The sequence below is a fragment of the Microbacterium sp. GCM10027623 genome (genome assembly GCF_042666935.1).
In the GTDB taxonomy this organism is placed as follows: Bacteria; Actinomycetota; Actinomycetes; order Actinomycetales; family Microbacteriaceae; genus Microbacterium.
On record NZ_JBHTHE010000003.1, the window covers coordinates 282,208 to 300,333 of the forward strand.

At 67.3% G+C, this 18,126-nt stretch carries 15 protein-coding genes; all 15 read left to right on the forward strand.

What is annotated here, in order from left to right; genetic code table 11:
• The first annotated feature begins 71 nt into the window (after positions 1–71).
• The 15 genes from purE to ACFQY2_RS13845 all read left to right on the forward strand — a co-directional run bounded on the left by purE (position 72) and on the right by ACFQY2_RS13845 (position 18,097).
• Positions 72–539 carry a 5-(carboxyamino)imidazole ribonucleotide mutase gene (purE, locus tag ACFQY2_RS13775; protein ID WP_378746799.1) on the forward strand — a complete coding sequence of 156 codons (468 nt, stop codon included), beginning with the start codon at positions 72–74 and terminating at the stop codon, positions 537–539.
• Entirely contained in the window at positions 536–1,987 is a 1,452-nt protein-coding gene (locus ACFQY2_RS13780) for an LCP family protein (RefSeq protein WP_378746468.1), read from the forward strand. The genes purE and ACFQY2_RS13780 overlap by 4 nt, the downstream gene beginning before the upstream one ends.
• A gap of 80 nt (positions 1,988–2,067) precedes the next feature.
• Complete coding sequence (locus tag ACFQY2_RS13785) at positions 2,068–3,141, forward strand: glycosyltransferase (protein ID WP_378746469.1); 1,074 nt, start codon at positions 2,068–2,070, stop codon at positions 3,139–3,141.
• Between the two features lie 92 nt (positions 3,142–3,233).
• Positions 3,234–6,128 (forward strand): LGFP repeat-containing protein, encoded by a 2,895-nt coding sequence (locus ACFQY2_RS13790; protein WP_378746470.1) that lies wholly within the window; start codon positions 3,234–3,236, stop codon positions 6,126–6,128.
• Between the two features lie 31 nt (positions 6,129–6,159).
• Positions 6,160–7,155, forward strand: a complete 996-nt coding sequence (locus ACFQY2_RS13795; protein WP_378746471.1) for an SDR family NAD(P)-dependent oxidoreductase — start codon at positions 6,160–6,162, stop codon at positions 7,153–7,155.
• Positions 7,152–8,309, forward strand: coding sequence for a LegC family aminotransferase (locus tag ACFQY2_RS13800; RefSeq protein ID WP_378746472.1), 1,158 nt, complete (start codon positions 7,152–7,154; stop codon positions 8,307–8,309). The genes ACFQY2_RS13795 and ACFQY2_RS13800 overlap by 4 nt, the downstream gene beginning before the upstream one ends.
• A gap of 14 nt (positions 8,310–8,323) precedes the next feature.
• Complete coding sequence (gene neuC, locus ACFQY2_RS13805; protein ID WP_378746473.1) at positions 8,324–9,478, forward strand: UDP-N-acetylglucosamine 2-epimerase; 1,155 nt, start codon at positions 8,324–8,326, stop codon at positions 9,476–9,478.
• Positions 9,468–10,568, forward strand: coding sequence for an N-acetylneuraminate synthase family protein (locus ACFQY2_RS13810; protein WP_378746474.1), 1,101 nt, complete (start codon positions 9,468–9,470; stop codon positions 10,566–10,568). The genes neuC and ACFQY2_RS13810 overlap by 11 nt, the downstream gene beginning before the upstream one ends.
• Complete coding sequence (locus tag ACFQY2_RS13815) at positions 10,561–11,205, forward strand: acetyltransferase (protein WP_378746475.1); 645 nt, start codon at positions 10,561–10,563, stop codon at positions 11,203–11,205. Before ACFQY2_RS13810 ends, ACFQY2_RS13815 begins: the two co-directional genes overlap by 8 nt.
• Positions 11,202–12,248 carry a nucleotidyltransferase family protein gene (locus tag ACFQY2_RS13820; RefSeq protein ID WP_378746476.1) on the forward strand — a complete coding sequence of 349 codons (1,047 nt, stop codon included), beginning with the start codon at positions 11,202–11,204 and terminating at the stop codon, positions 12,246–12,248. Before ACFQY2_RS13815 ends, ACFQY2_RS13820 begins: the two co-directional genes overlap by 4 nt.
• Complete coding sequence (locus tag ACFQY2_RS13825) at positions 12,245–12,943, forward strand: cytidylyltransferase domain-containing protein (RefSeq protein WP_378746477.1); 699 nt, start codon at positions 12,245–12,247, stop codon at positions 12,941–12,943. The genes ACFQY2_RS13820 and ACFQY2_RS13825 overlap by 4 nt, the downstream gene beginning before the upstream one ends.
• A complete protein-coding gene (locus tag ACFQY2_RS13830) occupies positions 12,913–14,391 on the forward strand; it encodes a hypothetical protein (protein WP_378746478.1) in 1,479 nt (492 codons plus the stop codon). The genes ACFQY2_RS13825 and ACFQY2_RS13830 overlap by 31 nt, the downstream gene beginning before the upstream one ends.
• 108 nt (positions 14,392–14,499) lie before the next feature.
• Positions 14,500–15,435 carry an ABC transporter permease gene (locus tag ACFQY2_RS13835; protein WP_378746479.1) on the forward strand — a complete coding sequence of 312 codons (936 nt, stop codon included), beginning with the start codon at positions 14,500–14,502 and terminating at the stop codon, positions 15,433–15,435.
• Positions 15,432–16,169 (forward strand): ABC transporter ATP-binding protein, encoded by a 738-nt coding sequence (locus tag ACFQY2_RS13840; RefSeq protein WP_378746480.1) that lies wholly within the window; start codon positions 15,432–15,434, stop codon positions 16,167–16,169. Before ACFQY2_RS13835 ends, ACFQY2_RS13840 begins: the two co-directional genes overlap by 4 nt.
• A complete protein-coding gene (locus ACFQY2_RS13845; RefSeq protein WP_378746481.1) occupies positions 16,166–18,097 on the forward strand; it encodes a DUF6541 family protein in 1,932 nt (643 codons plus the stop codon). The genes ACFQY2_RS13840 and ACFQY2_RS13845 overlap by 4 nt, the downstream gene beginning before the upstream one ends.
• Positions 18,098–18,126 lie beyond the last annotated feature (29 nt).

Here is an 18,126-nt window from a genome sequence, read left to right on the forward strand (position 1 = left end):
GGGGCGCACCGTAGCCTGTCATGGTGACTGAGCCGCTGCATTCCTCGAGTTCGCCCCTGGTCGGCGTCGTGATGGGTTCCGACTCCGACTGGCGCGTGATGAGTGACGCATCCCAGGCGCTCACCGATTTCGGCGTCCCGCACGAGGTCGAGGTCGTCTCGGCGCACCGCACCCCGGACAAGCTGATGACCTACGCGCGGGACGCGCGCGGCCGCGGCATCCGTGTGATCATCGCCGGAGCCGGGGGAGCCGCGCACCTGCCGGGCATGCTCGCATCCATGACGGCACTGCCGGTGGTGGGCGTGCCCGTACCGCTCGCGTACCTCGACGGCATGGATTCGCTGCTCTCGATCGTGCAGATGCCCGCCGGCATCCCCGTCGCCACCGTGTCGATCGGCGGAGCGCGCAACGCCGGCATCCTCGCCGCTCGGATCCTGGGCACCGCCGACGCGGATCTCGCCGATCGCGTCGAGGCGTACGCCCGCGACCTCGAGGGTCAGGTCGAGCAGAAGAATCAGCGGCTGAAGGACTCCCTGTGACCCTTGCGGCTCCGCGTCCCTCGGCACGAGGCGCGCGCCCGCTGATCGAGTCCGAGCCGATCCGCTATCCCGATGCGCAGGACGCGGCGGGCATGGGACGGCGCGCCTGGTGGCTGGTCGTCATGAACGTGCTCGTGCCGGGCTCGGCGCAGGTGCTCGCCGGCAACCGGCGGCTGGGGCGCTTCGGGCTGGGTGCGACTCTGCTCGGCTGGTTCCTCCTGGTCGTCGCCGCCGGCCTCGGACTGTTCGCCCAGGGGGTGATGGTCTGGTTCGCCACCGGGCCGCTCTCGTGGTTCCTGCTCACCCTGGCCCAGATGCTGCTGCTCGGGTACGTCGTGCTGTGGGTGGTCCTCACGATCGACACGCTGCGCCTCGTGCGGCTGGTGAAGGTGCCGTCGATCACGCGGTGGGCGGCGCCGATCGCATCCGTCCTCGTCCTCGCTCTGGCCAGCTCCGCCGCCGTGTACGCGTCGGATGCCGTGGCGTCGGGGCGGGGGGCGATCAGCACGATCTTCGGCAACAGCGGGCCGAGTCTCCCGCCCAGCGACGGCTACTACAACATCCTGCTGCTCGGTGCTGACAGCGGCGACGGGCGCGACTCCATGCGTTTCGACAGCATCTCGGTCGTGTCGGTGAACGCCGAAACGGGTGCGATGACGATCACCGGGATTCCGCGGGAACTACCGCACCCGCCGTTCAGCAAGGGCAGCCCGATGCACGAGCTCTACCCGGACGGCTTCCAGTCGCATGGGGATCAGACGTGCGGCTGGAACGCCTGGATGAATCAGATCCGCAATGCCGCGGAGGTCTGTCGCAAGGACGACGGCAAGGCGCTGTACCCGGATGCCGCGGCACAGGGCTCGTCGCCGGGGATCGAAGCCACCAAGGACGCTGCCGAGGGCGTGCTGGGAATCGAGATCCCGTATTACGTCTTCCTCGACATGAACGGCTTCGCGGCACTGGTGGACGCGTTGGGCGGCGTGGACATCGACGTGAAGGAACGGCTGCCGAAGGGCGGTGGCCCGAAGTACAAGGGTCAGTCAGCCCAGGACTGGGCGATCGGCTGGATCGAGCCGGGCCAGCAGCACATGAACGGCGACACGGCGCAGTGGTACGCGCGCTCGCGGTACACGACGAGCGACTACGACCGCATGAAGCGCCAGCGCGAGCTGCAGGAGGCGATCCTCGCGCAGTTCACGCCCCAGAACGTGCTGTCGCGGTTCAGCTCCATCGCCGATGCGGGCGCGGACCTGGCATCGACGGATCTGCCGCAGGACAAGCTGCCGGAGTTCTTCGACCTGATGCTCAAGGCGAAGAAGAAGCCGGTGACGCGCATCGAGCTCACTCCCGAGAACGGCATCGAGGAGAAGGATCCCGACTTCGCGCTCGTCCGGCAGATGGTGCAGGAGGCTCTGCATCCGCCGAAGAAGGAGACGCCGGCGAGTTGAGTCGCGGCGCAGGTCCCTGAGCTTGTCGAAGGGCGGCCCCGCCTCGGGAGTTCGCGGAGCGACGCGCTTAGGCTGTTTTCATGAGTGTGCAGTTGCGGGTCGTGCTGGATCAGGCGTCGCAGGTCGTGGACGCCGATGAGGCTCGTGCGGCCCTGTCGCTGACGGCAGGACTCGTCGCCACCGCACCGCGGGGATGCGTCGTCTCGGCCCTCGTGCCGAGGGGCGCCGAGGCGACCACGCCCGGCCTGCAGAACGTGCGAGCCCTGCCGCTCGGGCGTGCGGAGCTGGCGGCGACCTGGCAGATGGGCATCGCGCCCGGCATCGGGGGAGGACTCATCCATGCGCCGAGTCTGATGGCGCCTCTCGTGCGGCACGATCGCACCCACGACCACGACCAGATCACCGTGACGATGTGGGACCTGTGCGCGTGGGAGGCGCCCGAGTCGCTGTCGAAGGCGAACGTCGTGTGGCAGCGAGCGATGCTCAAGCGCGCTGTCAGGCATGCGGATGCCGTGATCGTCCCTTCGCACGCGATCGGAGTGAGGCTGGCCGAGATCGCGAAGCTGGGGGATCGTATCCGCGTGATCGCGGGTGCGGCGCCGGACGGCTTCGGGGTGCCGTCGGATGCCGAGGCACGGCGCGAGAGGCTGCGGCTGCCCGACCGCTACATCGTGATCACGGGGGAGCGGGATTCGCTGGTCACCGGCTTCCGTGCCGCCGCCCGGGCGGGAGTGGATGCCGTGATGCTGGACGCTGCCGAGGGAGCTGAGCCGATGATCGTCGACGTCGCAGCGGCGGCAGGACTGCCCGAGCGCCGTGCGCACGTGCGAGGAGAGCTGGAGGAGGCCGATCGCGCGGCAGTGCTGGGCGGGGCTGACGCGCTGGTCGCGACCTCGGAGCGATCGGCCTGGCCGTGGCGCGCGATCGAGGCCATGGCGCTCTCGATCCCGGTGATCGCCCGCGATTCCGGCGTGCACAGGGATGTGATCGCCGACGGGGGTGCGGTGGTGGCGGCTGAGGATCTCGCTGAGGCACTCCTCGACGGGCTGGGCGCCGGCGCGAAGCGGCTGCGTGTGCTGGCGTCCGACCGGGCCCGGGCGTTCTCCTGGGCGAGCAGCGCGGAACGTGTCTGGGCGCTGCACGCCGAACTCTGAAAGCCAGCTCTGAGGATCGCGACACGCCGAGATCAAACAAGCGATATACCGCCCCACTGGCATCATTCGTGAACTTCAGTCACACTATTCACATGCATTCACGCGGCAACCGCTCTCTGGGACTCTCTCGAACGGCGCGCTGGTCGACCACTCTGCTGGCCCTCCTCGCGCTCGTCTTCAGCACAGCGGCGCCGGCTCAGGCGGCCACCGTGCCGGTCGTCCCGGCAGCTGCCGGCGTCGTCGAGACGCTGGCGGGCGGCCCCGCGAAGACCTCGCTCGCCGGGTTCGCCGCGGGGAACATCATCAGCGACGCGGTGTTCACCGACAAGTCGACGATGACCGAGGCGCAGATCCAGTCCTTCTTCAACTCGAAGGTGAAGACCTGCCGCGGCGGGTCTGATGAGTACGGTCCGATCATCTGCCTCAAGGACTTCAAGTACACGAGCGTGAACCGCCCGGCCGACGCGTACTGCAAGGGGTACACCGGCGCTGCCAACGAATCCGCCGCGCGGATCATCCACAAGGTCTCGCAGTCGTGTGGGATCAACCCGCAGGTGCTGATCGTCATGCTGCAGAAGGAGCAGAGTCTCGTCACCCACACCTGGCCCAGCTACTGGCGCTACGACAAGGCGCTCGGGCAAGGGTGTCCCGACACGGCCCCCTGCGACCCGAAGTACGTCGGGTTCTTCCACCAGATCTACGGTGCGGCACGTCAGATGCAGACCTACCTGGAGGGCAGGTACTTCACCTGGTACGCGCCGGGCAAGACCTGGAACATCCTGTACCACCCCAACAAGGCCTGCGGCACCGCGCCCGTCAAGATCGCCAACAAGGCCACCTCTGCGCTCTACTACTACACCCCGTATCAGCCCAACGCCGCGGCGATGAAGGCGGGCTACGGCTCGGGTGACTCATGCTCGAGCTACGGCAACCGGAACTTCTACAACTACTTCACCGACTGGTTCGGGTCGACCCAGTCGCCGGCCAGCACGGCCCCCGCGGTCAGCGGCGCGATCGCCACCGAGTGGAAGCGGATGGGCGGGGCGTCCGGAGCGCTGGGCAAGCCGGTGGCGGCCGTCCAGTCCGTGACTGATCCGAACGGCAACGGGCAGGCCCAGCAGTTCGAGGGCGGCTGGATTCACTCGTCGTCCGCAGGAACCTACAGTTCCCTGACGTCCATCATGACGGCGTACAGCGCCGCGGGCTGGGTGCGAGGCGAACTCGGCTGGCCCGTCGGCCCCCTGACCTGCACCGGCGGCGACTGCACGCAGCCGTTCGCCGGCGGGATCATCTCCTACGCGAGCGGAAAGAGCGCGGTCGCCACCGTGGGGGTCTCGCAGCGAGCGATAGACGAGGAGCACCGCGCCCGCGGCGGCAATGCCGGCGCCCTGGGTAAGGCTGCTGCTGCGGTGCAGGTGGTGTCCGATTCGAATGGGAATGGTCTGGCTCGGAAGTATGCGGGCGGGTGGGTGCACTCGTCTGCGAAGGGGACGTTCTCCTCGTCGTCGAAGATCATGACCGGGTACAGTGCGGCGGGTTGGCTGCGTGGGTTCCTGGGGTGGCCGATTGCTGCTGAGCAGAAGATCACCGATGCGAACGGCAACGGGACTGCGCAGGAGTTCGCGGGTGGGTGGATTCATTCGTCTGCGAAGGGTTCGTTCGCTTCGTCGTCGACGGTGATGAAGGCGTACAGCGCGGCCGGTTGGGTTCGCGGCAAGCTGGGCTGGCCGGTGGGTGCGGAGTTCTGCACCGGATCCGCGTGTGTGCAGCAGCTCGCCGGTGGTGTGATCAGTTACGTCAAGGGGAAGGCAGCTGTCGCCGCGCCTGGCGTGACCCCCGCGGCGATCACGGCGGCCGTGAAGGCGCAGACGAGTGTGACCGACGGGTTGGGCGGGGCGCAGGCGGCGGTGCAGGTGGTGGCCGATGCGAATGGCGGTGGTCTGGCCCGGAAGTTCGCCAAGGGATGGGTGCATTCCTCGGATCGTGGCACGTTCGTCTCGTCGGCGACGGTGATGACCGCGTACAGCAAGGCCGGTTGGGTTCGCGGCAAGCTGGGCTGGCCCACGGGCATCGAGACGTGCTCGGGCACGGTGTGCGCACAGTCCTTCGAGGGCGGCACCATCTCGTACACCCCCGGCAAGGCGGCCATCACCCTGCTGGGCATGGCAGCGGACAAGGTCACTGCTGTCCGGGCCGCACAGCACGGCGCCCTGGGTAAGGCTGCTGCTGCGGTGCAGGTGGTGTCCGATTCGAATGGGAATGGTCTGGCTCGGAAGTATGCGGGCGGGTGGGTGCACTCGTCTGCGAAGGGGACGTTCTCCTCGTCGTCGAAGATCATGACCGGGTACAGTGCGGCGGGTTGGCTGCGTGGGTTCCTGGGGTGGCCGATTGCTGCTGAGCAGAAGATCACCGATGCGAACGGCAACGGGACTGCGCAGGAGTTCGCGGGTGGGTGGATTCATTCATCTGCGAAGGGTTCGTTCGCGTCGTCGTCGACGGTGATGAAGGCGTACAGCGCGGCCGGTTGGGTTCGCGGCAAGCTGGGCTGGCCGGTGGGTGCGGAGTTCTGCACGGGATCCGCGTGTGTGCAGCAGTTCGCCGGTGGTGTGATCAGTTACGTCAAGGGGAAGGCAGCTGTCGCCGCGCCTGGCGTGACCCCCGCGGCGATCACGGCGGCCGTGAAGGCGCAGACGAGTGTGACCGACGGGTTGGGCGGGGCGCAGGCGGCGGTGCAGGTGGTGGCCGATGCGAATGGCGGTGGTCTGGCCCGGAAGTTCGCCAAGGGATGGGTGCATTCCTCGGATCGTGGCACGTTCGTCTCGTCGGCGACGGTGATGACCGCGTACAGCAAGGCCGGTTGGGTTCGCGGCAAGCTGGGCTGGCCCACGGGCATCGAGACGTGCTCGGGCACGGTGTGCGCACAGTCCTTCGAGGGCGGCACCATCTCGTACACCCCCGGCGAGGCAGCCACCACGACGCTCAACTGACGCGCAGGGCGGGCCGACTAAAGTAGAGAGCATGAGAGTACTGCTCACAGGAGCTGACGGATTCATCGGATCGCACCTCGCGGAGCAGCTGGTCAGGGACGGCCACGACGTGCGTGCGCTCGTGCTCTACAACTCGTTCGACTCCCGGGGCTGGCTCGACGGAATCGCGCCCGAAGTGGCCCGCGAGATCGAGTTCCTGCCCGGCGACGTGCGCGACCCTGCGCTGATGATGTCCGCCGTCCACGACCGGGATGCCGTGCTGCACCTCGCGGCGCTGATCGCCATCCCCTACTCGTACGCCGCGCCGGATCTGTACGTGCAGACCAACATCCAGGGCACCGTCAATCTGCTGAACGCGGCCCGCGCCGCGGGAGTGTCGCGATTCATCCACACGTCGACCAGCGAGGTGTACGGCACGGCACGGTACGTTCCGATGGACGAGGGGCACCCGCTTCAGGGCCAGTCACCGTATTCGGCGTCGAAGATCGCCGCCGACCAGATGGTCAACTCGTTCCACACGTCATTCGAGCTCCCCACCGTCACGATCCGGCCGTTCAACACCTTCGGGCCGCGTCAGTCGGCTCGTGCGGTGATCCCGACGATCATCAGCCAGCTGGCGGCAGGCAAGCGCGAAGTGCAACTCGGGGCGCTGACGCCGACTCGTGATTTCACCTATGTGCCGGACACGGTGTCGGGCTTCACGGCCGCGTTGACGAGTGACGCCGGGATCGGCGAGGTCATCAACCTGGGCGTCGGCTTCGAAGTGTCGATCGCGGAGACGTTCGATCTCATCGCCGAAGCGATGGGCGTCGACGCCGTCGCGACCGAGGACTCCGCGCGTCTACGTCCGACCAACTCCGAAGTGGAGCGCCTCTTCTCCGACAATTCGAAGGCTCGCGAGCTGCTGGGGTGGATGCCGCTCTACGACGGCGTCGACGGGTTCCGCAAGGGACTCGGGGAGACCGCGGAGTGGTTCACGGATCCCGCCAACCTCGCCCGCTACCGCACGGACGCCTACGTCGTATGATCTCCGCCCAGAAGTTCGTGCAGGTCGTGCGGGACGTCGTCGGCGACGAACCCTTCGTCGGGCTGCACATCCCGGACATCGGTGACCGCGAGAAGGCGCGTGTGATGGAGTGTCTCGATTCGACCTTCGTCTCCAGCGTCGGTGAGTTCGTGAACGCGTTCGAGCGCGGCATCGCCGAGTTCACGGGATCCGCTCACGCGATAGCGGTGTCGAACGGCACGTCCGCACTGCAGGTGGCCCTGCTGCTGGCAGGTGTCCGCCCGGGCGATGAGGTGCTCGTCCCGGCTCTGTCGTTCATCGCGACGGCCAATGCTGTGGCACATGCGAACGCGACGCCGTATTTCGTCGACAGCGACCCTGAGACGCTGGGGATGTCTGCGGAGTCGGTCGACCGAGTTCTCGCTGCCGCAACGCCGTCGACGTCCGGACTGATCAATGCGGCGACAGGTCGCAGGATCGGCGCGATCGTCCCTATGCACACGCTGGGCCACCCCGCGGCGATCGAGAAGATCGTCTCGATCGCAGACTCGTACGGCGTCCCCGTCGTCGAGGACGCGGCCGAATCTCTCGGCAGCCGTGTCGGGGGCAAGCACACCGGAACCTTCGGGCTTCTCGGCATCATCAGCTTCAACGGGAACAAGACGATCACCACGGGCGGTGGCGGAATGATCCTCACCGACGACGACGATCTCGCCATCCGCGCACGACACCTCACGACCACCGCGAAGCTGCCCCACCGGTGGGAGTTCGAGCATGACGAGGTCGCCTTCAACTACCGGATGCCCAACCTCAACGCGGCGCTGGGGGTGGCGCAGCTGGAACGTCTGTCGGACTTCCTCGCGGACAAGCGCAGCCTCGCGACGCGGTATCAGCAGGCGTTCGCCGACGTCTCCGGCGTGACGTTCCTTGCTGAGCCGAATGGAACCGAGAGCAACTACTGGCTGTGCGCTGTACAGGTCGACGGCGGGCTGCGCGCGCGGGACGAATTCCTGGAGGCCGCGAACGACGGCGGGCTGCAGTGCCGTCCGTTCTGGAACCTGTTGAGCGCGCAGGCTCCGTATCGCGACCTTCCGCACGCTCCGCTCCCCGTTGCGGAGCGGTTGCACGCGAGCGTCGTGTGCCTGCCGAGTTCGCCCGCGCTGGCGGCGTCGTGACACGCAGGATCACAGTGCTCACCGGCACACGCGCGGACTACGGGCTGCTGAGAGGGCTGCTGCGGGCGATCGACGCGGACGAGGCGCTCGAGCTGCAGCTTCTGGTCACCGGCACCCACCTGAGCGACCGCTTCGGACACACCGTGGATGAGATCCGGCGCGACGGGTTCGAGATCGCCGCGACCGTCCCCATCTGGTCGGACAGCGACACGCGGAGCGCCGTTGCAGAGGACGTCGGGCAAGCGCTGCCGCTGTACGTAGCCGCTCTGGAGCGATTGGCGCCTGACGCCATCGTCATCCTCGGTGACCGACTCGAGGCCTTCACCGCCGCGACCGCCGCGACGATCCTCTCGCTGCCCATCGCACACATTCACGGCGGGGAGATCACCGAGGGCGCGATGGACGACGCGCTGCGGCACTCGATCACGAAGATGTCCTATCTTCATTTCGTGTCGACCGCCGATCACCGTCGCCGGGTGATCCAGCTCGGTGAGGATGCGGACCGGGTCTTCTTCCACGGCGCCCCGATCGTGGATGCGCTCGCGGCGCTCGAACTGATGACGCCGGATGCCGTGGAGCAGCGCTTCGATGTGAGTCTGACCTCTCCGGTGGCATTGGTGACTTTTCATCCGGCGGTGATGGACGCCGCCGAGCCGGAGATCCTTCTGGAGGAGATGCTCGCCGGAATGCTCGCCGTCGACGGGCTGCGCATGGTGATCACCGGGTCGAACTCGGACATCGGCACGTCGAGCGTGCGGGATCGGATCGCCCGCTTCGTCCAGGAGCAGGCGGACCGGGTCGACTTCGTCGAGTCGTTCGGTCAGCGCGGGTATCTCAGTGCCATGGCGGCCGCGAGCGTGGTCGTCGGCAACTCGTCCTCCACCGTGCTCGAAGCCCCGGTGCTGGGCATCCCCTCGGTGCTCATCGGTGACCGGCAGAAGGGGCGCCCGCTCGCCCCGACCGTGGCTGTGCCTGTCGTTGATCGCGTCGCCATCGCCGACGCGATCCGCAACGCGGTCCACAGTGCGCACGCGACGGGGGCCACGGACGTGTTCGGCTCTCCGGGTTTCGCCGAGCGCACCGCGCGCACCCTCCGGGAGGCGACGCTGCCGCACCCCGCGCGCAAGAGATTCCACGATCTGAGACCAGGAGACGACAATGACCGATGACCGTGTCTTCGTGATCGCAGAGGCGGGCGTGAACCATAACGGCTCGCTCGGCGTGGCGCGCGACCTCGTCGACCTCGCCGTGTCCGCGGGGGCCGATGCCGTGAAGTTCCAGACCTTCTCCGCCGATTCCCTGGCGCTGGAATCCGCCGAACTGGCGGACTATCAACGACTCTCCCAGGAAGACGCGCGTACCCAGCACGACCTGCTGAAGGGACTGGAGCTCAGCCGCGACGAGTTCCGCGAACTGCGCGATCACTGCGACAGGCAGGGGATCCAGTTCCTGTCGACCGCCTTCGACCTCGATGGCCTCGACTTCCTCATCGATGAACTCGGCATACCCGTCGTCAAGATCGCCTCGGGTGACCTCACCTTCGCCCCGCTGCTGGTGAAGGCCGGGCGCAGCGGGTTGCCGGTGATCCTCTCCACCGGTATGGCCGCCCTCGACGAGATCGCTGCGGCGCTGCGGTTCCTGGCGGCTGGACTCGCCCAGGCGAACGGTCTCCTGGAGCGCGGAGCGCGCCTGGACGCCGCGACGGTGGAGCACGCCTGGCGGCTCCGCGATGAGCAGGTCGATTTCTCCGAGCACGTGACGATCCTGCATTGCACGACCGAGTACCCGGCCGCAGACGCGCATCTCAATCTGCGTGCGATGCGGACGATCGCCGACGCGTACGGGCACCGGGTCGGCTATTCCGATCACTCGATGGGATCGCTGGCATCCGTCCTCGCCGTCGGGATGGGCGCGAGCGTCGTCGAGAAGCATTTCACCTTCGACACAGCGGCCGATGGACCTGACCACGCCGCTTCCCTGGATCCTGACGGGTTGCGCAGTTACGTCGCCGATCTGCGACGCGTTCCGGTGATTCTCGGCTCCACCGAGAAGCGCACGCAGCCCGTCGAAGTCGGCAACAGGGAAGTCGTCCGCCGCAGTCTGGTCGCCACCCGTGACATCGCTGCCGCAGAGCTGATCGGAGAGGCCGACATCGCCTGCCTCCGTCCTGCGACCGGGCGCACCTCGTTCGATTTCTGGGAGGTCGTGGGGGCGCCGGCGGCGCGCGCGTACCGGCGGGGGGAACTGATCGATGACTGAGCTCATCCTGCTCGGCAGCGGGGGACACGCCCGCTCCGTGCTCGCGGCTCTCTCCCGTCAAGGTGCCCCGGTACGCGGGTACCTTGCGCCGGAACCGGGACGTCTGTCGGCGCATCTCGCGCATCTCGGAGACGATGACGCGCTCGAACAGATGGACCCTGCTCAGGTGAGGGTGGTCAACGGTCTCGGCTCGGCGGGCTCGACGCGCGCGCGTCGAGCCCTTTACGAGCGCGTGAGATCGCTCGGGTTCGACTTCGCGTCGGTCATCCACCCTCAGGCTTTCGTGGATCCGGGTGCAAGTCTCGGCGAGGGCGTACAGGTGCTGGCTGGGGCGGTCGTCAATGTCGGTGCGGTGATCGCGGACGACGTCATCGTCAACTCGAGCGCGGTCGTCGAACACGATACGGTCATCGGCGCCCACAGTCACGTGTCGCCGGGAGCGGTCATCGCGGGCGGTGTGGATGTCGGTGAGGGCGTGCACCTCGGGCTCGGTGCGCGTGTCATCCAGGGAATTCGGATCGGCGCGGAGAGCATCATCGGAGCGGGAGCGGTCGTGGTCCGCGATGTGCCCGTCCGCACGGTGGTCGTCGGAGTACCCGCACGGAAGATCCGCAGCGCAGGACAGGAGAGCGCATGAGGGAGTCCTCGGATCCGCCGATCACCCCCGACGTCAGCATCCATGACGTTCTGGCGAGACTGGACCGCAGTCGTCGCCAGGTCGTGTTCGTCGAGGACGGCGAAGGGAGGCTCGTCGGAGCGATCAGCGATGGCGACATCCGCCGCGGATTGCTGGGAGGGGCCACGCTCGAGGGTCGCGCCGGCGATGTGATGAACCGGCATCCCGCCGCTGTACCGCCGACGGCGACCCAGCAGACCGTCGACGCACTGCGCGCGGAGCGCGGCATCCGGGTCATCGCGGTCGTCGATGATGAGGGCCGGCTGATCGACGTGGTGGGGGAGGGGGAGCGCATCTCGACGGCGCTCACTTCTCCTGTGGTGCTCATGGCCGGTGGCCGGGGGCAACGGCTCTATCCGATCACGAAGGACATCCCCAAGCCGCTCGTACCGCTGGGCGACGTACCGATCATCGACGTGATCCTCAGCCGGTTGCACAGTCAGGGGTTCCGTCGTGTGCACGTGTCGGTCAACCACCTCGGGCACCTCATCGAGCAGCATCTGCAGGACGGACGTGCGCACGGACTCGAGATCACCTACCTGCATGAGCCCATGCCGCTCGGCACGGCGGGCGCGATGGCGCAACTGCAGGACGAGGTCGACGAGCCGTTCGTGGTCATGAACGCCGACCTGCTCACGGAGGTCGACCTGCGGCAGATGCTGTCCTTCCACGCCGAATCCGATTCGGCGGCCACCATCGGCGCTCGTGAGTATGGTTTCGAGATCCCCTACGGGGTCATTCGTCGCGACGGCCACCGGGTGACGGGGTTGGCTGAGAAGCCGTACCACAGCGAATTGGTCAGCGCGGGGATCTACGTGATGGACCCCGCGGCGCTGGCGATGCTGGAACGGGACGAGTACTGCGACATGCCGACGCTGTTGTCGCGAATGATGGAGGACGGCCGGCCGGTATCGGCCTTCGAGATCCGCGAGGAATGGATCGACGTCGGCCGCCCTGAGGACCTGGAGCGCGCCCGCACGGCGTGGGAGCGGAGTCGACGATGAGGATCTGCAGCATCACGGTGCGGGCGGGATCGAAGGGCGTGCCCGGTAAGAACCTGCGCGTCGTCGCGGGGAAACCGCTCTTCGGCCACTCGGTGGCACAGGCTGTGGCTACGGGCCTGTTCGACGAGGTCGTCGTCTCGAGCGACTCGGAGGAGATTCTCGAGCTCGCGCCCTCGTTCGGTGCGACCGGGGTCATCCGTCGTCCCGCTGAGATGGCGACGGACACCGCGGGCAAGGTGCCCGCCATCGCGCACGCGGTGCGGTCGACCGAGGAACGCACTGGACAGCGCTATGACGTGTGCGTCGATCTCGATGCCACCAGTCCCTTGCGGACGGTGGACGACATCCGTGCCGCCGTCGAGATGTTCGAGAGCGCGGAGGTGGAATCGCTCATCACCGGTACCGAGGCGCGGCGGAATCCGTACTTCAATCTCGTCGAGGAACAGCCCGACGGCACCGTCGCGGTCAGCAAGCAGCCGGGGGACGCCGTGCTGCGCCGTCAGGATGCGCCGCGCTGCTTCGACATGAACGGATCGATCTACGTGTGGCGCCGGGAATCGCTCCTCGAGGACCAGGTGGTGTTCTTCCCCTCCACCATCCTGTACGAGATGCCCCCCGAGCGTTCCACCGACGTCGACAGCGAGTACGACTTCCGCATCGTCGAATGGCTGATGACGCAGAGGGACGATCTGTGACGGCGACCGACGGCCTCGATGCTCGCACCTCCGACGCGATGCGTGCGCTGCTGGCGTTGGAGGACGATGCACCCGACGCTCTCTTCGAGGTGCTGCCGGGAACCACTGTCCCGTTCTGGGCCCAGGTGCGGGTCCAGATCGCCTGGGCTCTCTCCGCGCAGCAGACGGGCAGCGTCGCCGTCGAGTCGAAGAGCACCTGGAGCAGGTGGGGTGAACTCCGACGCGTCGCGAAGGGGTACTGGCCCAGCCGGTGGGATGCCGTGCGTCGTGCGCGCCCGCATGACGTCTGCTTCTATGTCTCCGGAGTGACGCTCTCAGCCGAGGAGGGGCGCGCACGCAACTGGCTCGTGGATGATTTCGCGGAGGCGACGGACGACGCGGTGGTCGTGCAGGCACGTCCACTGCCCTCGCCCATCGGCGCCCCCGTCTTCCGACCGACCCTGAGCCTGGAATCGGCGACCGCCCGTTCGCGCTGGCGGGCCCGAGGCAAGGCGCTCACACCCGGTTACGCGGCGGGGATGAGTGCACTTCTGGCGGATTTCGCGCGTCTGCTCGGCCAGCCGTCGGACGCCTTCACCGCATTAGGCAACAGGGTGCTCGCCTCGGAACGGCTTCGGCCGTTCCAGCAGGAGGAGTTGCAGAGGCTGATCGATCGCACCCGGCCGAGGATCGTCTTCTACGACAACGGTTCGTACACCTACAACTGCGAACCCATCGGACTCATGAAGGATGCGGGGGTGTACGTCGTCGAGCCGCAGCACGGGTGGATCGGGCCCTCGCACCCGGCCTACAACTTCGGGAAGCTCTTCGCGCGCCCCGAACTGCGCCGGGGTCTGCCGGACGAGGTGCTGACGTTCGGATCGTTCTGGACCGACGGCATCCGCCATCCTGGCCGCGTGACGAGCATCGGCAAGCCCCATCTTGAGCGTCAGGCCGCGCTCGCGTCGGGCGGGCGCCCGAACGGGATCCTGGTGGTGTCGTCGCGGACCGATCCAGCGGCGACGGACGCGTTCGTCATGCAGTTGCGGTCAGGACTGCCCGACTCGTGGTCGATCGTCTTCCGGCCGCACCCCGGGGAGCGGGAGCAGACCGCCGAGCGGTACCCGCGGCTTGCCGAGGCTGAGGGGGTGAGCGTCGATCTCGAACCCGACGTGTACGAATCGCTGAAGCGGTCCCGCGTCGTGCTCGGCGAGGCCAGCACCGTGCTGTTCGAGGCGACGGCTTTCGGGTGCCACGTGATCGCGCGTGACTCCGCGTTCGCCGACAACGTGATCGGCGACGCGTTCGGTGCCCGGGTGGCGGACGCGGCGGAGGCGGTGGTGCGACTGCAGCAGTTGATCTCCGTCACCGACCTCCCGTCGAGTGATGCAGCCATCTGGGCTCCGGGCGCGGTGGGCTCCTACCGGCAGTGGCTCGCCGGTCGTCGTGCTGAACTCGAATCTCTATGAGCCCCTGGCTCGCCGACGACCGGTCACAGCGGGTGTTTCAGCACGGTGCTCTAAACTGGCGGATATCCTGTGGCGGGCGCCGCCGCCGCACATCAGATGAGTGGGCCCGTGACTGACACCCGAGATCTTTTCGCCGCCGTCCCGCGCACCGAGTTCGAAGTTCCCGGCAAGAGCCATGGGCTGATCGATGTGGTGCGCTGGCGTTATCTGCTGCGCCTGCTCGTGCGCACCGGTGTGACCACCCGGTACCGCAACTCCGTGCTGGGCTGGCTGTGGTCGTACGTGCGGCCCGCCGCCCAGTTCCTGGTGTTCTGGGTCGTTCTCGGCATCTTCATGAACCTGGATCGGGTGCCGAACTACGCGGTCTACCTCTTCTCGGGCATCGTCGTCATCAATCTGTTCTCCGAGGGCTTCAAGAACGCGACGACTTCGATCGTCGGCAACGCCGCGCTGGTGCGGAAGGTGTTCCTCCCGAGACAGCTGTTCGCCGTCTCAGCCGTCCTCGTGTCGTTCGTGCATTTTCTTCCGCAGATGGGCCTGCTGCTCTTCGTCTGTCTGCTGATGGGGTGGGCCGGGCATGTCACCGTCCTCGGAGTACTCGGTGCGTTCGCCGGGATGGCCATCGTCATGGTCTTCTCGCTCGGGCTCGGGCTGTTCTTCGGTGCGGTGAACGTGCGCTTCCGCGATGCCGAGAACATCGTCGAGCTGCTGCTGCTGCTGGCCACCTGGGCGTCACCCGTGCTGTATGCCTGGACGATGGTGCATGATGCGGTGGTCGACAAGCTCGGCTGGCCGACCTGGGTGGTCCAGCTGTACATGCTCAACCCGATCACCCAGGGAGTCGAGTTGTTCCACTACGCCTTCTGGCGACCGGCGAGTCAGGGTGTGGTCGACGCCGTCGGCTATGCCGGCGAGGTGCTCACGCCGCTTCCGCCGAATCTGCTGATGAACTGCCTGTGGACCGGGCTGATCGCGATCGGCACGCTGCTGCTCGGTCAGCTCGTCTTCCGCCGTCTTGAAGGAAAGTTCGCCCAGGACCTATGACTCAGACCGCGAAGCGCCCGAGCATCATCATCGATGATGTGCGCAAGACGTTCACCCTCAACCACGCGTTCTCACTCAAGGACACCTTCGTGTCGTGGATCCGCCGGCGCAAGCTGACGTCGACGTTCGAAGCTCTCAAGGGCGTCGGACTGGTCGTCAACGAGGGCGAGTCCATCGCCATCCTGGGGATGAACGGCTCAGGAAAGTCGACGCTCCTGAAGCTGATCTCGGGAGTCATGGAACCGGACGCCGGTCAGGTGCTGACGCGTGGCCGGGTCGCGGGACTCATCGAGGTCGGCGCCGGTTTCCATCCCGAGCTGTCGGGGCGGGAGAACGTGTTCCTCAACGCAGCGATCCTGGGCATGAAGAAGCACGAGATCGAAGCCCGCTACGACGAGATCGTGGCCTTCAGCGAGATCGAGGAGTTCATCGACCAGGAGGTCAAGCACTACTCGTCGGGGATGTTCCTGCGCCTCGCATTCGCCGTCGCGATCCACGTCGAGCTCGACGTGCTCCTCATGGACGAGATCCTCTCCGTGGGCGACGTGCCGTTCCGCGAGAAATGCCGTCAGAAATTCGAAGAGCTCATCGCCCAGGGCAAGACGCTGGTCGTGGTCAGCCACGACATGGAGATGGTCCGTGAACTCTGCAGTCGAGGCGTGGTGATCAGCAAGGGCGAAGTCGTCTACGACGGAGACGTCGAAGGGGCGATCGCCCTGGTGGATGCGACATGATCCTCGACTGGGCCAGCCAGCTGCCCGTGCTCATCGCGACGATCGCCGTCGTGTATCTCCCGGGCGTGCTGGCATTCCGTCTCGCCGGGCTGCGCGGACTGCCGCTGCTCGCGTCGGCGCCGCTGTTCACCGTGGCCGGAACGGCAGTGGTCGCCCTGGCGCTCGGTGCCGTCGGTGTGCCGTGGACACCCATCGTCTGGACCGGGGCGATGATCGTTCTGGTCGCGTTCGCTGCGCTCATCGGCTGGTGGGCGAAGGGCCGGCTGTCCGATGCCGGTGCCGCGCCGACGCGCTGGCTGCTGCCGACGGCACTGGCGGCGGGCGTCGCGCTGTCGATCTGGCGGATCGTCGGCTACGTGCAGGATCCGTCGGGGATATCGCAGACGAATGACGCGGTCTTCCACATGAACGCGGTGCGCTTCATCCTGCAGACCGAGGACGCATCCTCGCTTCATGTGAATGCGGTCGTCGGCGGCCGCAGCTTCTATCCTGCGGCCTGGCATGCGCTGGTGTCTCTGGTCGTGCTGATGACCGGCGCCGAGATTTCGGTCGCCGCGAACATGCTCACGCTCGTCATCGCCGGGCTCATCTGGACTCTGGGTATCGCCTGGCTTGCTCGCGCCGTCACCGGATCCACCACGGTCACCGCGTACGCGGCCGTGCTCGCCGGCGCGCTGCAGACCTTTCCGCTGCTCATGTTCCAGTGGGGGGTGCTCTTCCCGAACGCGCTGTCGACGTCCCTGATACCCGCAGCGATCGCCGTGGTCATCACCATTCAGAAGTGGTCCGGTGTCACACGATCGATCGCCCATGTCGTGCGCGTCGCACTGCAGGTGCTCGTGGCGGTGGCTGCCATCCTGTTCGCGCAGCCGGCGGGCATCCTGCCGTGGGCGGCCGTGTGCGCGGTCTGGGTGACGGCTCGCGTGTGGGCCCGTCGCGCGGCGTGGGGCCGAGGACGCGGGATCCTCGCGATCGCGGTTCTCTGGATCCTTCTGGGTGCCGGCTGGCTATACCTCGCGCAGGGGACTTCGGGATCGCATTGGCCGCCGTTCCGGGGCAAGCTCGAGGTGTTCCTCGACGTTCTCCTGAACGGTCAGGTGCTGATCCCGTTCGCCTTCGGCACGAGTGTTCTCATGCTCGTCGGGCTGGTCGTCGCCGTCCGCACAGTCCGCCTGCGTTGGTTCGCGGTGTCCTGGGCGGGGATCTCCGCGCTGTACGTTCTGGTCGCCGCGATCGGCGCGCCGTTGATCCGCGTCGGGGTGCTCGGCGCCTGGTACGCCGATCCCTACCGCATCGCAGCGCTGGCGCCGATCGTCGTCATCCCGCTGGCGGCGATCGGTGCGGATGTCGTGCTGCGTGCCGTCGCCGCGCGGTTGGAGCGACCTGCCGAGTCGGCGTCTGCGCTCGCGACGGGTCTCGCTTCGACCGTCGTGTTCATGATTGTCCTGATCATCTTCCGGCCGGTTGCCATGCCGGCCTACACCCAGGGGACCTACGACCGGGAATCGCGATACGTCGCCGCAGCGGATGCATATCTCAATCCCGATGAGCGCGAGCTGCTGGAATCCCTCTCGGACGAGGTACCCGCCGACGCCCGGGTGCTCGGCAACCCCTCCACAGGGTCGGGCTTCGGCTACTTTCTCAGCGGTATCGACGTGTTTCCCCGCAATTGGGCGCCGCCGCGCGGCCCGCAATGGGAGGTCATCGCCCAGGGACTGCGTGATGCTGCCATCGACCCCGCCGTCTGCGCCGCGTTGACGGTGTACGGCGACCCGGGCTATGTGCTCGATTTCGGACCCGGCGAGGAGGGGCCCGGACGCTATCTCATGCCGGGCATGACCGACTTCGCCGGTCAACCCGGCTTCGAGCTCGTCGACTCGGTGGGCGACGACGCCTCGCTCTGGCGCATCACGGCGTGCGCTCAGTGAGCGGCACGGCCACCCGGCTAGGATCGAAC